This window comes from Brevundimonas sp. NPDC058933 (assembly GCF_049315965.1).
Lineage (GTDB): Bacteria > Pseudomonadota > Alphaproteobacteria > Caulobacterales > Caulobacteraceae > Brevundimonas.
Window position 1 is genome coordinate 168,897 of sequence record NZ_JBMOSL010000003.1, and the last position, 12,819, is coordinate 181,715.

Below are 12,819 nucleotides of genomic sequence, written 5' to 3' on the forward strand. Positions count from 1 at the left end.
CATGTTCTCGCTTCAGGAATATCGCGCTCGGCCGCGACAACTCGCCGACTTCCTGCCCTGGGCGGCCCTGATCGCCCCCGGCGTGGTGCTGAACAAGGACGGCGGTCTCCAACGCACCGCGCGTTTCCGCGGCCCCGATCTGGACTCGGCGACCAATGCTGAACTGTCAGGCGTCGCCGGGCGATTGAACAACGCCCTGCGCCGGCTCGGATCCGGCTGGGCGATCTTCGTCGAGGCCCAGCGCCACGCCTCGGCCGCCTATCCCGAAAGCACCTTCCCCGACCCGGTCTCAGCCCTGGTGGACGAGGAGCGCCGCGCCGCCTTCCAGGCCGACCGGAGCCACTTCGAAAGCGCCTATTATCTGACCCTGGTCTGGCTGCCGCCGGCCGAAGATCGCGGCCGCGCCGCACGCTGGCTCTATGAGGGGCAGGCGGAGAAGGGCGTGGACTGGCCGTCCCAGGTCCGCGGCTTCATCGATCGGACTGATCGGCTCCTCGCTCTCATCGAGGGGCTGATGCCGCAGGCGGCCTGGCTCGACGACGAAGCCACCCTGACCTTCCTTCACGCCACGGTCTCGACCGCGCGGCAGTGCGTCCGCCTGCCGGAAACGCCGATGCACCTCGATGTGCTGCTGGCCGACAAGGCTCTGGTCGGCGGCCTGGCCCCGCGCCTCGGGGGCGCGCACCTGCGGGTCCTGACCGTCATCGGCTTTCCGACGGCGACCTGGCCGGGGCTCCTCGACGAACTCAATCGCCTGGCCTTCGACTATCGCTGGACCACGCGCGCGCTCTGCCTGGACAAGACCGACGCCGGACGGCTGCTCGGCCGCATTCGTCGCCAGTGGTTCGCCAAGCGGAAATCGATCGCAGCCCTCCTCAAGGAGGTGATGACCAATGAGGCCGCCGTCCTGATGGACTCCGACGCCGACAACAAGGCGGCGGACGCCGATCAGGCCCTGCAGGATCTCGGCGCCGATGGCGTGGGCTACGCCCTGGTCACCGCCACCCTGACCGTATGGGACGAGGATCCGGCGATCGCCGACACCAAGCTCCGGCAGGCGGAAAAGGTCATTCAGGGACGCGATTTCACCTGTATCGCCGAGAGCCTGAACGCCGTCGAGGCCTGGCTGGGCGGCTTGCCGGGCCACGTCTACGCCAATGCGCGGACGCCGCCGATCTCCACCCTCAACCTCGCCCACATCATGCCGATGTCGGCCGTCTGGGCCGGGCCGGACTGGAACGCCCACCTCGACGGACCGCCGCTGTTCCATGCGCGGACCGACGGCGCCACGCCCTTCCGCTTTTGCCACCACGTCGGCGATGTCGGCCACACCCTCATGGTCGGGCCGACCGGGGCGGGCAAGAGCGTGCTGCTGGCGCTGATGGCCCTCCAGTTCCGCCGCTATCCGGCCTCCCAGGTCTTCGCCTTCGACTTCGGCGGCTCGATCCGCGCGGCGGCCTTGGCCATGGGCGGCGACTTCCACGACCTCGGCGAGGCGATGCTGGGCGGCGAGCGCGGGCTGACCCTGCAGCCTCTCGAAGGGATCGACGATCCGGGCGAACGCGCCTGGGCCCAGGCCTGGCTGATCGACCTCCTCGCTCGGGAAGGCGTGCCGATCGAACCGGAGATCAAGGACCAGGTCTGGTCCGCCCTCGTCAGCCTCGCGGGAACCCCTGCCAGCGAACGTACGCTCTCGGGCTTCGCCGCTCTTGTCCAAAGCGCCGCCGTGAAACGGGCGATGGCGCCCTTTACTCTGGAGGGGCCATGGGGACGGCTGCTCGACGGCGAACGCGAACACCTCGGCGTCGGCGCGGTTCAGGCCTTCGAGACAGAAGGCCTGATCGGATCGGCGGCGGCGCCCGCAGTGCTCGCCCATCTGTTTCACCGGCTCGAAGCGCGGCTGGACGGACGACCGACCCTGATCATCGTCGATGAGGGCTGGATCGCCCTCGACAATACCGGTTTCGGCGCCCAGCTGCGCGAGTGGTTGAAGACCCTGCGCAAGAAGAACGCCTCGGTGGTCTTCGCCACCCAGTCGCTTGCCGACATCGACAACAGCGCGATCGCCGCGGCGATCATCGAGAGTTGCCATACCCGTCTCTTCCTGCCGAACGCCCGCGCCCGCGAGCCGCAGATCGCCGCCGTCTACCGTCGCTTCGGATTGAACGATCGCCAGATCGACATCCTCGCCCAGGCGACGCCGAAGCGTGACTACTACTGCCAGTCGCGCGCCGGCGACCGCCTGTTCGAACTCGGTCTCGGTCCGGTCGCCCTGGCCTTCTGCGCCGCCTCCGCGGCGACGGATCAGGCGTCCATCCGGGCGGTTCTCGACGAGGCCGGGGCCACGGGTTTCGGCGCGGCCTGGCTGCGCCATCGCGGCCTGCCTTGGGCCGCAGACCTCCTTGCGACCGTCCCAAGCCCACAACCTCCCGGAGACCCGTCATGAAACGCCTGCGTTCGCCTATGGCCTTGTCGGCCGTCCTACCTGCCGCTGTGGCCGCCGTCGTCCTCCTGTGCGGCGACCTCCCGGCCCAGGCCCAGGTGGTCGTTCATGATCCGACCAACCACGTCCAGAACGTCATCCAGGCCGCCCGCGCCCTGGAGCAGATCAACAACCAGATCCAGTCGCTCCAGAATGAAGCGACTGGGCTGATGAACCAGGCGCGCAACCTGACGAGCCTCCCGTACTCGTCGCTCCAGACCCTGCAGGCGCAAGTCGATAGGACCCGCGGCCTTCTCGCGGAGGCCCAGGCGCTGGCCTATGACGTGCGCGAGATCGAGGCCGCCTTCGACAGCCGCTACGGCGCCGTCCCCATGACGGCGTCAGAAGGGGATCTGGTCGCGCGCGCTCGCGAACGCTGGCGGTCGTCGGTCGCAGGCTTTGAAGACGCGATGCGCGTCCAGGCGGGCGTGGTCCAGGGGCTGGGCGCGACGCGGCAGGAAATGGACCGCCTGGTCGGCGCCAGCCAGAGCGCCGCCGGCGCCCTGCAGGCGACGCAGGCCGGCAACCAGTTGCTGGCCTTGCAGTCGAGCCAACTGGTGGAGCTGGCCGCGCTTCTCGCCGCCCAGGGGAGGGCGGACGCGCTAGACGCCGCTGATCGGACCGCCGCCCGCGCGGATGCGCAGGCGCGCTTCCGACGCTTCATGGGCGAGCCGGATCAATGAGGGCCCTGTTTCGTCGCGACCCTCTGGGCGTCGCCGCCGTCATCATCGCGATCTGCGCCATTGGCGCGGCCGTCATGGCGAGCCCCGGCGCGCCGGCGCCGATCCCGGCGGTGAAACCCGTGACGAGCGCGGCCCCGGCGGAGCTCGTCCGATGCCGCAGTCTCGGCGAGGCCGGCGGCGCCGATCCGGATTGTCATGCCGCCTGGGCGGAAAGCCGTCGACGCTTCTTCGGCGGGGGCGACCCGTCATGAACGATACCGGCGTCATCGACCGCTTCTTCGAAGTCTTCAGCCGTTACATCGACAGCGGCTTCGGCCTGCTGGGCGGAGAAGTCGCCTTCGTCGCGACGACCCTGATCGTCATCGACGTCACCCTGGCGGCCCTGTTCTGGGCCTGGGGACCGTCGGACGACATCCTCGCCCGACTGGTCAAGAAGACCCTGTTCGTGGGCTTCTTCGCCTTCCTGATCGGCAACTTTCAGAGGCTCTCGGAGATCGTCTTCGCCAGCTTCGCCGGCCTGGGCCTGAAGGCGGCGGGCTCCAATCTGTCGAGCGAGGAATTCCTGCGGCCGGGCAAGCTGGCCCAGGCCGGCATCGACGCCGGACGGCCGATGCTAAAGGCCGCCGCGGAAATGTCAGGCTTCCCGGGCTTCTTCGAAAACTTCGTCCAGATCGCCATCCTGATGGTCGCCTTCCTGATTGTCATCATCGCCTTCTTCATCATGGCGGTGCAGCTCTTCGTGACTCTGATCGAGTTCAAGCTGACCAGCCTCGCGGGCTTCGTCCTCATTCCCTTCGGCCTGTTCGGCAAGACCGCCTTCCTGGCCGAACGCGTCCTCGGCAATGTCGTGGCCTCGGGCGTCAAGGTCCTCGTCCTGGCGGTGATCGTCGGTATCGGCTCGACCATGTTCGATACCTTCGTCACCGATTTCGCCGGCCGGCCTCCCGCCCTGGGGGATGCTCTGGCGACCACCCTGGCCGCGCTCAGTCTGGCCGGGCTTGCGATCTTCGGTCCGGGCATCGCATCGGGACTGATCTCAGGCGCGCCCCAACTCAGCGCAGGCGCGGCGGTCGGAACCGGTCTCGCCGTGGGCGGGGTCGCCATGGCCGGCGCGGCAGGCGCTCGAATGGCTGCCAGCGCGGGCGCCGGACTTGCGGGGAGAGCGGGTACAGCTGTGGCGGCCGCCCGCTCGGGCTCCGCAGCCTCAGGCGCCGCAGGTGCAGGAAGCGGATCGCCCGGCGGACGCGGTCCGGGCGGAGGCTCCGACAACGGCAACGGTAGTGGCGGCAGCGGCGGCAACGGTGTCGGCAGCGGTGGTCGTGGCGCATCCCCGCCGGCGGGGGGATCGTCGCCCCCGGATCAGTCGGCTGCGTCCTCCGGGACGGAAGCTGCGCCGGGAGTGGAAAGCGCCTCTGCTCCGGCAGGTTCAGAGTCTCAAGCCGCGCCGACTTCATCGTCTCGCGGAGGGCCTGAAGAGCCCGGAGGGGGCGGCGGGTCCAGGGAGGCCAGGCCCCGATGGGCCAGGGAGATGGAGCGCCGACAGGCCGTCGCCCACGGCGTGGCCACCGCCGTTCATGCAGTCCGGTCGGGCGACCACAGCGGGGGCTCCGCATCCGTTTCTGTCAGCGAGGACCGTTCATGAACCCCTTCAAACGTCCGGGCGGCCACTATGGGCGTTCGCCGACGCCGGAAACGCCCTATCAGCGCGCCGCCCAGGTCTGGGACGACCGGATCGGTTCCGCCCGCGTCCAGGCGCGCAATTGGCGGCTCGCCGCCCTGATGGCGCTCGGCCTTTCCGGGGGCCTGGCCGCCGGTCTCGTGGTCCAATCCGCGCGCGGCGTGGTCACGCCCTGGATCGTCGAGGTGGACCAGCACGGCGAGCCGCTGGCGGTTGCGCCTGCTCAGGCGAACTACACGCCCAGCGACGCGCAGATCGCCTGGCATCTCGGCCGGTTCGTCGAACAGGTGCGCGGCATCTCCGCCGACCCCGTCGTGGTGCGGAACAATTGGCTGCGCGCCTACGACTACACGACCGATCAGGGCGCCGCCGCCCTGTCGGACTTCGCCCGCACGAATGATCCGTTCGCTGACGTCGGGCGCATACAGGTGGGGATCGAGGTCTCCAGCATCATTCGCGCCTCGCCATCCTCCTTCCGTGTCGCCTGGACCGAGCGGCGCTTTGTCGATGGCCGCCTGGCCAAGACTGAGCGGTGGACCGCGATCCTGACGGTGACGGTCCAACCGCCGAGGACGGCCGATGATCTGAGGAAGAATCCTCTCGGCGTCCTGGTCCACGCCTTCAACTGGTCAAAGGAGATCGACTGATGCGCCGCCTCATGCTCTCTAGCGCCGTCCTGGCGCTCTGCCTTGCCGCAGCGCCCGGCGTCGGCCTGGCCTCAATCCCTCAGCGCGCGACGCGGGATGCGCCGCCACCGGCTTCGCGCATCGCGGCCGCCAACGCCGCTGCGCGCGTGCAGCCCTCAGGCGAAAACTATCTGAACGCCACCCAGGTCTATGCCTATGAAGCCGGCGCTCTTTTCCAGGTCTACGGCGCGCCGGGGCATGTCACCGACATCGCCCTCCAGCCCGGAGAGGTTCTTTCCAGCCAGGGACCGGTGGCGGCTGGCGACACGGTGCGCTGGATCATCGGCCAGACAGAAAGCGGCGCGGGCGAAACGCGACGGATCCACATTCTCGTAAAGCCCACACGGAGCGACCTGAAGACCAATCTGATCATCAACACCGACCGCCGGACCTACCATCTGGAGCTCAACGCTCAGGCCTCGGCCTATATGGCGGGGGTGTCCTGGCGGTATCCGCAGGACGAACTGATGGCGCTCGAAGCCCAGGCGGCGCGGCAGGCGGAGCGCGACGCCGAGCCAAGGATGAGGCTGGAAGATCTCAACTTCAGCTATCGGATCTCCGGAGCCCGAACGGCCTGGCGGCCGGTGCGCGTGTTCGACGACGGCCGCCAGGTCATTCTGGAATTCGACGTCGCGATCGATCAGGCGACGCTGCCGCCCCTGTTCCTTCCCGATCCGGACGGAAGCGCCGCTCTGGTGAACTACCGCGTCCTTGGTCGCCGGCTGATCGTCGATCGTCTGTTCGACGTGGCAGAGCTTCGGCTCGTCTCGGGTCGGCGTACGCAGACCGTGCGGATCGAAAAGAGGAGCGCCGGTCGATGAGCGATACGACTGGGGGCGAGGATCCTGCGATCAAGGCGATGCGCCTCCGGGCCGCCCCGCCCAGACCCGTTCGCCTGTCGCGCAAGGTGGCGATGGGCGGCGCCGCTGGACTGGCCCTTGCGGTCGCCGCCGCAGTCGGCGTCGGCCTGCTGAAGCCGGCCCCGAACGCACCGACCGTTGAATTGGCGCGGTCGTCCGCGCCGCCGCCCGACGCCGTGCGCGCGCTCCCCGGCGACTATGCGGCGCCCCGGCTGGGCCCGCCGCTTCCGGGCGATCTCGGCAGGCCCATTCTCAATGCGCGCAACGCCGCAGAGGCCGAGGCCGCCCCGGTCGGTTCGCCTGCTGGACCGGACTCGCAATCGCGCGAGGCCGACGCCCGCCAGACTGAACGTGAGCGTCGTCGCGCCGAGGCGGATGCGGCCCGGACCTCCACGCTGCTGTTGATCCAGAGCGGCGCGCCCGTCTCTGAGGGCCTGCCGGTTTTGACCGGGCCGCTTGCGGGATGCCATGCCGCTGCAGCATCCGCCGCGACCTCGGGCGGGACGCTGCTCGCCGGCGCCGTCATCGAAGCCAGCCTGGTGACGGGCATCCGGTCCGACCTTGCCGGTCCGGTGCTCGGACAGATCACGGCTGACGTCCATGATACGCGGACAGGTCGCACGCTGCTTCTACCTAGGGGCTCGCGGCTGGTCGGCGCCCATACGGCTCAGGTCGCCCAGGGCCAGTCCCGCCTGCAGGTGATTTGGACCCGCATCATCCTTCCAAACGGTCGATCCATCCTTCTAGAGGACCAGGCGTCGTCCGATCCCCAAGGCTATGTGGGGCTGGAGGATGGGACGGACCAACGTTGGGGAGAGCGGTTGAGAACGGCGGTGCTGACGACGCTGTTGGCTGTCAGCAGCGCCGCGGTGGAGGTGGATGAGGCCGATCGTTTGGCGCGCGCGATCCGCGATGGAACGAGCGACGGCGTCGATGCTCTGGGGCGAGGCCTGGTCGAGCGCGGACTGTCCATTCCGCCAAGGCTGACCATCCGGCCGGGTTTCGCCTTTCGGATCATCCTGACTCACGACCTCGATCTTCAACCCTATGGAGACTGATCCATGTCTGCGCTCAAGCTCGCCGGCCTGCAGGACGACACGCCGATCAAGATGACGATCGAACTGCCCGCCGACATCCACCGCGACCTGGTTCTCTATGCCGAGGTCCTGTCTGGCGACGGAGAGCGAACCTATGCTCCAGCGCAACTGATTGGGCCCATGCTGAACCGGTTCATGGCGACCGACCGATCATTTGTCGCAGCAAAAACACGCCAGCAGGTCGCCCGCTAGATCGGCTCCGAGCGCCGTGCCGCTTGTGTTCAACGCAAGGCTCGCGCTGAGCTCATAAAGCGGCGAAGCGCCGGATTATCGTTCTGGTGAAACCAGGCTGCGGCGAAGCCGACACTCAGTCCTTCACCTGCGTGCAGCGGTCGGTGTACCAGGCCGTCCGGCAAGCTGGCATGGTCAAGCGCGCCCGAGGTGACGAGCGCCAAACCCAAGCCCAACTCTACCTGAGCCAGCACGATCGCGAGGCCTGCGCGCACGGTCTTGAGCGTGATCGAAGAGGGAAGGCGGATCTGGGCGAGCACGTCAGCGCCGAGATCCCCTTCGCTGATCAGAAGCGCATCGCCGTCGAGCGACTGCAGGTCGACTGTCGTTTCCAGAGCAAGCGGATGCCCGGAGGGAAGGACGACATGGAGCGTCTCGCGCCAGAGTTCAGAGACGTCGAGGCCGGTGACGGTCATGCCTCCGGGGAGGACGGCGATGTCCAGTCTGCGATCCGCGACGGCCGAGAGATGATCGCCCGCGTCACCGGACACCATCTCGATCTGAACATGGGGGTGGGCGCCCCGAAACCTCTGGAGAAGTCCGAACAAGGCCTCGGAAAGGAAGGACGGCGTCAGGCCGATCTTCAGACGCCCCAGGCGGCCCTGGCCCGCCTCGCGCGCCTCTGTGACCGTGTCGCTCAACAGGTCGAGCGCGTGCTCCACGCCCCGGATGAAGGAGTCGCCTGCAAAGGTGGGTGTCGCGCCGCCCGGGTTGCGATGGAACAGGGAGACGCCGATTTCGTCCTCCAGCCCCCTCACGCGTCGGCTGAGGGCGGACTGTTCGACGCCGAGGGCGTCAGCCGCCTTGCGAAAACCGCCTGCGCTGGCCACGACGAGGGACCACCTCAGGGAGGTGAGGTCCAGCCTCGGAGCCGATCCCGGTTTCACCCGGCGCCCGCCTGAACCTGTTCCCCCTCGGTCAACAGCGGCGCGGCGCTGATGCGCCGCTCGTGAAAATCACGAAGCCCCTCCGCCGCTTGCGGCTCCTGTCCGCTGGCCAGCTGGTCTGCGACGGCCTCCAGGGCTGCCGGCATGTCGCCGAGCAGGCGCGCCTCCGCCGGTGCAAACCGTTCGATCGTCGCCTGGACGCGATCATAGACGGCCACCAGGGCGGGGTCCGCCGCGGCGGCGACGATATGGCGAAAGAGCTGCGTAGGGTCCGCATGGGGCGTGGCGTTGATGCCGGGCACGGCGCCCTCCAGCCCCCTTTCCAGACAGTGGAGCCGCAACCTGTATCGGCCCGCCAGGCCAGCAGGGTCGAGCCTCAGCCCGGCATATCCGCCGGCCGGCGCGCGCTCGATCAGGCCCTCTCCGCCGAGCCAGGCCAGAGCTTCGCGAACGGGCGTCGTGGACAGTCCGAGGGATTGGGCTTCATCGAGAATGATGATGGGCTTGCCGGGCGAGAAGACGCCGGCGATCGCGCGCTCTCTGAGCGTACGAAGGGCGCTGGCGAAAGGATCGCGATTGCGCGCCATCCGACGACTCCGTTGTTTAGAATCATCAGACTCAAGAGTTCTTGCACCAGTTGGAAGTGCTGGGCGGCTGGACGTGGCGTTTCTTCGCGCCTGGATGAAAAGTCCGCGTCGAGGCGCGGTTTTTCCGCGCAAGCATCACTTTGTGACTAGAGAAACGCCGACTTCTGTTGATTGAGCAGCGCTGGCCCCCCAACCTGTCGCGGGGAGGTTGTGAAATGACGCCACCGGACCAATCGGAGCTTGAAAGCGACAGCGCGGTGCTCTCGGCTACGATACGCGGTATCAGACGCCTGCGCGGTTTCTCTTCATCGGAGACGGCCGCCGGCATGAATCTTGTCCTGCGCACCTATCAAGACTTTGAGGCTGGACGAGGCCGTCTGAACGTCGACTACATCTACCGCTTCTGCCATTTCGTGAATGCGGATCCCGACGCCATCTTTGCGTCCCTTTCGATCGGGTCTCCTGACTTTGCACTCCGCTGCAGCTCCAACAAACTCATGAGCATTGTCATGATGGGGATGCATCAGTTGAATCAGCAGTCGGGCGACAGGCTCGCCACTCTGGATGCTCGTACGATCGTCAATGCGGTGAACGCCCTTGTGCGCGAGCTCGTAGATAAGACCGCCGACGGCGAAGAGGATGACTGGCTCAAAACCGCCGAAGAACAGCTTCGCCGGGCGCGGCCCAAGCCGGGGCGCTGAATATACCGAGATATAGTTTGCCACGGCGTCGCGAGCGGCCATCCATGGAGAGGCCGCAATCCTGCGGCCGACCAAGGAGACTGTGATGCAAACCTCAATCTGCGTTCGCCTGGTTCGTCTGGGCGAGGCCCGTACTCTCACGCGTGGGGGGTGGCATGAAGGGGTGATGGAACTGGATGGCACCTACATCCGGATCGCGTGATGAGCCTGCAGGCGCTGGCGTCAAGCCGGCGCCTGCTTCCGTTGGGCACGGGAAATATACAGCAATATAGCTTGCTGCTGTCCGCCCGGAGTCGCCTCCTGATGAAGCCGCATTTTTGCGGCGAACCAGAGAGGAGAGACTGAGATGACCCCCACCAAAACGATCCGCCTCATCCGCCTCGGCGAAGCTCGCGAACTGACCCGCGGCGGCGCCGATGACGGCGAGCTGGAAATCGACTTCACCCGCGTCAAGCCGCAGGGCTGAGGTCGGGGGCCGTCGGCTTTGGCCGACGGCCTTCGCCTTCGCGCGACCGTGATTTCGCCCGCACCCTCCATCCATGTGGCCTCGATCGAAGATGACCTGGTCGTCCTCGATATCGAGAGCGACGCCTACTTCTGCCTCCCGGGACTTGGGCGGTATCTGGTTGACGCCGGCGACGGCCAATGGACGGCCTCGAACGCGGTGATCGCGGACGGCCTGCTCGAGACGGGGCTTTTTCGAACGGCTGTGCAACACTGGTCGGCGCCTATTCCGTCGTCGGCGGTCCGAACTTCCAGACGCTACGAGGGCCCTGGTCCCGGCCGCATGGCGGTCATGACCTTGGCGACGATCACGGCGCGGAAGGCTTGGCGTATCCAGGGGAGCCCCTTGAAGACGCTCATCGCGCGATCCCCAAATCTGCCTCTGCGTCATGACCAAGCCGCAGAAGCCATGGCAGACGCTCGCCTGTTCGATCGCTGGCTGCCCTGGGTTCCAGCGCAGGGGCAGTGCCTCTATCGGGCCTATCTGCTGCGCGCGTTTCTGGCGTCACGGGGGCGCGGCTCCACCTGGGTTTTCGGCGTCAGGACCTGGCCCTTCTCCGCCCATTGCTGGCTGCAGGTCGGCGACGTGCTCCTGGATGATGATCTGGATCGGGTCGCCCTCTACACGCCCATCATGGCGGTCGGCGTGTGAGCCGGTTCGTCGCCATGCTCGGGCCGGAGGCCGACACCGGGGCCTGCCGGTCGATGAAGGAAGCCGCTCGCCAGCGGGGCTGGACCATTACCGAGGTGGGACCATCCTTCTGGATCGCCGCGGAAAGGGCCTCGGTCACAGGCCGGACTCTAAACATCGGCGAAGTCGTCCTGATCGGTGAAACCGTTGCTGGATCGGCGCCATTGGACGGCCACATAGACAATATCGACGACGCCTGTCTGGACCTGACGCGGAAGCTCTGGGGGCGATACGTGGCCGTGTTCCTGACCGCCGAAGGTCGCCTGTCCGGCGTCTTCCGCGACCCATCCGGGGCGATGGACTGCGCCGTCTCGCGACGCGGATCGGCCTGGTTGATCGCGAGTGATACGCCTGACTGGCTGGTGGACGACCATGAACACGCTAGCCTTTCATGGGGTGCGGTCGCGACTGTCCTGCGAGACCCAATCACCCTGTCCGCCGCCGATCTCCTCACGGGCTGGAAGACAGTCTATCCCGGCGCACTTCATCTGCCGGATGGTCGAAACCGGACAGTATGGTCGCCAGTGCAGGCGGCTCGGCGATCGACGTCGTTGACGACAGTCGACCTTCGCGAAACGGTCGATGAGGCGGTCGCGGGCCTCACCCATCGACGGTCCTCCTTGCTGGTCGAGGTCTCCGGAGGGCTGGATTCCGCCATCATGGCGGCTAGCCTTCGAGCCAGCGCCTTTAAAGGAAAAGCCCTCTGGCTCAACATCCATGGTCCCTACCCGGAATCCGATGAGCGCGCCTACGCCACGGCGGTGGCCGACGCCCTGGGCGTGCCACTGACAATCCTGTCCCGATCCGCCCACGACCTGGCCAAAGGGCTGACGCTTGAACACCCCCGGTCGTTCCGGCCCAGTCTCAATCGCCTGGACGCGGCCTATGACGCCCTGCAGGCGGACCTATGCGAGGCCCATGGCGTGGAGGGCGTGCTCACGGGGAAGGGTGGCGATGTCGCCTTTTTGCAGACCGCCACCTCCAGCATTCTCGCCGACGAGTTGCGCGATCGAGGTTGGGCCGCACTGCTCGGCCGGACCGCGCCTGTGCTCGCCCGTCGGATGAGGCGGTCGGCATGGCGTAACATGCGGGCGGCGATCGTCTCTGCGCGGCGGCCACGTGAGTATTCGCCGTCCGCAAACGCCCTCCTGCACCCGGACATCCGCGGCGCCGAAACCCCGCCTCATCCCTGGCTTTTCGACATGGACGGCGTCGGTCCGGGCAAACGCCAGCAGATTGTTGGCTTTGCGAGCAACCTCGGGCTGCACAGCCTCTCACGGCGAAGCAAGAGAGCGGAGCTGCTGCATCCAGCGCTCAGCCAGCCGGTCATGGAAGCGGTTCTGGCCACCCCGTCATACGTGCTGACGAACGGCGGACATGATCGCCTTCTGGCACGTGAAGCCTTTGCTGACCGACTGCCGCAGGCCCTGGTCCATCGCCGGTCCAAGGCCGAACTCGGCGGCTATTACGGTCGTGTGGTCGCCGCGAACATCGACCGCCTGCGTCCCCAGCTCCTCGAGGGACATCTCGCCCGGCAGGGTCTGATCGACCGCGATCAGGTCGAGGCCGCACTCCAGGTCGAGCACCTGATCTGGCAGGGCGGCTACCTGGAGCTGATGATGCTGGCTCTGGTCGAGAGCTGGGCCAAGGCTTGGCTGCGCTGAAACCACTGGCTTCCGGCCTCATGTATTGGCCCTTGGGCCTGTCAGGCAGCGGCGTTACAGGATATCCA

13 protein-coding genes are annotated in these 12,819 nt (G+C 67.3%); 11 read left to right on the plus strand and 2 right to left on the minus strand.

What is annotated here, in order from left to right; genetic code table 11:
- Position 1: 1 nt before the first annotated feature.
- Genes trbE through ACOZBP_RS09105 form a run of 8 tightly spaced genes read left to right on the plus strand, consistent with a single transcriptional unit; the run spans position 2 to position 7,678 of the window.
- Entirely contained in the window at positions 2-2,446 is a 2,445-nt protein-coding gene (trbE, locus tag ACOZBP_RS09070; protein ID WP_422676097.1) for a conjugal transfer protein TrbE, read from the plus strand.
- Entirely contained in the window at positions 2,443-3,165 is a 723-nt protein-coding gene (gene trbJ / locus ACOZBP_RS09075) for a P-type conjugative transfer protein TrbJ (protein ID WP_422676098.1), read from the plus strand. The genes trbE and trbJ overlap by 4 nt, the downstream gene beginning before the upstream one ends.
- Positions 3,162-3,416, plus strand: coding sequence for a putative entry exclusion protein TrbK-alt (gene trbK-alt / locus ACOZBP_RS09080; RefSeq protein ID WP_422676099.1), 255 nt, complete (start codon positions 3,162-3,164; stop codon positions 3,414-3,416). The genes trbJ and trbK-alt overlap by 4 nt, the downstream gene beginning before the upstream one ends.
- Positions 3,413-4,807, plus strand: coding sequence for a P-type conjugative transfer protein TrbL (trbL, locus tag ACOZBP_RS09085; protein WP_422676100.1), 1,395 nt, complete (start codon positions 3,413-3,415; stop codon positions 4,805-4,807). The genes trbK-alt and trbL overlap by 4 nt, the downstream gene beginning before the upstream one ends.
- Complete coding sequence (gene trbF, locus ACOZBP_RS09090; protein WP_422676101.1) at positions 4,804-5,490, plus strand: conjugal transfer protein TrbF; 687 nt, start codon at positions 4,804-4,806, stop codon at positions 5,488-5,490. The genes trbL and trbF overlap by 4 nt, the downstream gene beginning before the upstream one ends.
- Complete coding sequence (gene trbG, locus ACOZBP_RS09095) at positions 5,490-6,350, plus strand: P-type conjugative transfer protein TrbG (RefSeq protein WP_422676102.1); 861 nt, start codon at positions 5,490-5,492, stop codon at positions 6,348-6,350. Before trbF ends, trbG begins: the two co-directional genes overlap by 1 nt.
- Positions 6,347-7,447, plus strand: a complete 1,101-nt coding sequence (locus ACOZBP_RS09100) for a TrbI/VirB10 family protein (protein ID WP_422676103.1) — start codon at positions 6,347-6,349, stop codon at positions 7,445-7,447. The genes trbG and ACOZBP_RS09100 overlap by 4 nt, the downstream gene beginning before the upstream one ends.
- A 3-nt stretch (positions 7,448-7,450) precedes the next feature.
- A complete protein-coding gene (locus tag ACOZBP_RS09105) occupies positions 7,451-7,678 on the plus strand; it encodes a DUF2274 domain-containing protein (protein WP_422676104.1) in 228 nt (75 codons plus the stop codon).
- Between the two features lie 29 nt (positions 7,679-7,707).
- Here the strand turns inward: ACOZBP_RS09105 and ACOZBP_RS09110 are convergent, their stop codons facing one another.
- Complete coding sequence (locus ACOZBP_RS09110) at positions 7,708-8,604, minus strand: LysR family transcriptional regulator (protein ID WP_422676105.1); 897 nt, start codon at positions 8,602-8,604, stop codon at positions 7,708-7,710.
- Positions 8,601-9,191 (minus strand): GntR family transcriptional regulator, encoded by a 591-nt coding sequence (locus ACOZBP_RS09115; protein WP_422676106.1) that lies wholly within the window; start codon positions 9,189-9,191, stop codon positions 8,601-8,603. The genes ACOZBP_RS09110 and ACOZBP_RS09115 overlap by 4 nt, the downstream gene beginning before the upstream one ends.
- A 215-nt stretch (positions 9,192-9,406) precedes the next feature.
- On the opposite strand from ACOZBP_RS09115, the gene ACOZBP_RS09120 reads away from it, so the two are divergent.
- From ACOZBP_RS09120 to ACOZBP_RS09130, 3 genes are all read left to right on the plus strand, one after another.
- Positions 9,407-9,892, plus strand: coding sequence for a hypothetical protein (locus ACOZBP_RS09120; protein WP_422676107.1), 486 nt, complete (start codon positions 9,407-9,409; stop codon positions 9,890-9,892).
- A 484-nt stretch (positions 9,893-10,376) separates the two neighbouring features.
- Positions 10,377-11,048 (plus strand): lasso peptide biosynthesis B2 protein, encoded by a 672-nt coding sequence (locus ACOZBP_RS09125; RefSeq protein ID WP_422676108.1) that lies wholly within the window; start codon positions 10,377-10,379, stop codon positions 11,046-11,048.
- A 53-nt stretch (positions 11,049-11,101) separates the two neighbouring features.
- Entirely contained in the window at positions 11,102-12,751 is a 1,650-nt protein-coding gene (locus tag ACOZBP_RS09130) for an asparagine synthase-related protein (RefSeq protein WP_422676109.1), read from the plus strand.
- The last annotated feature ends 68 nt before the right edge of the window (positions 12,752-12,819 follow it).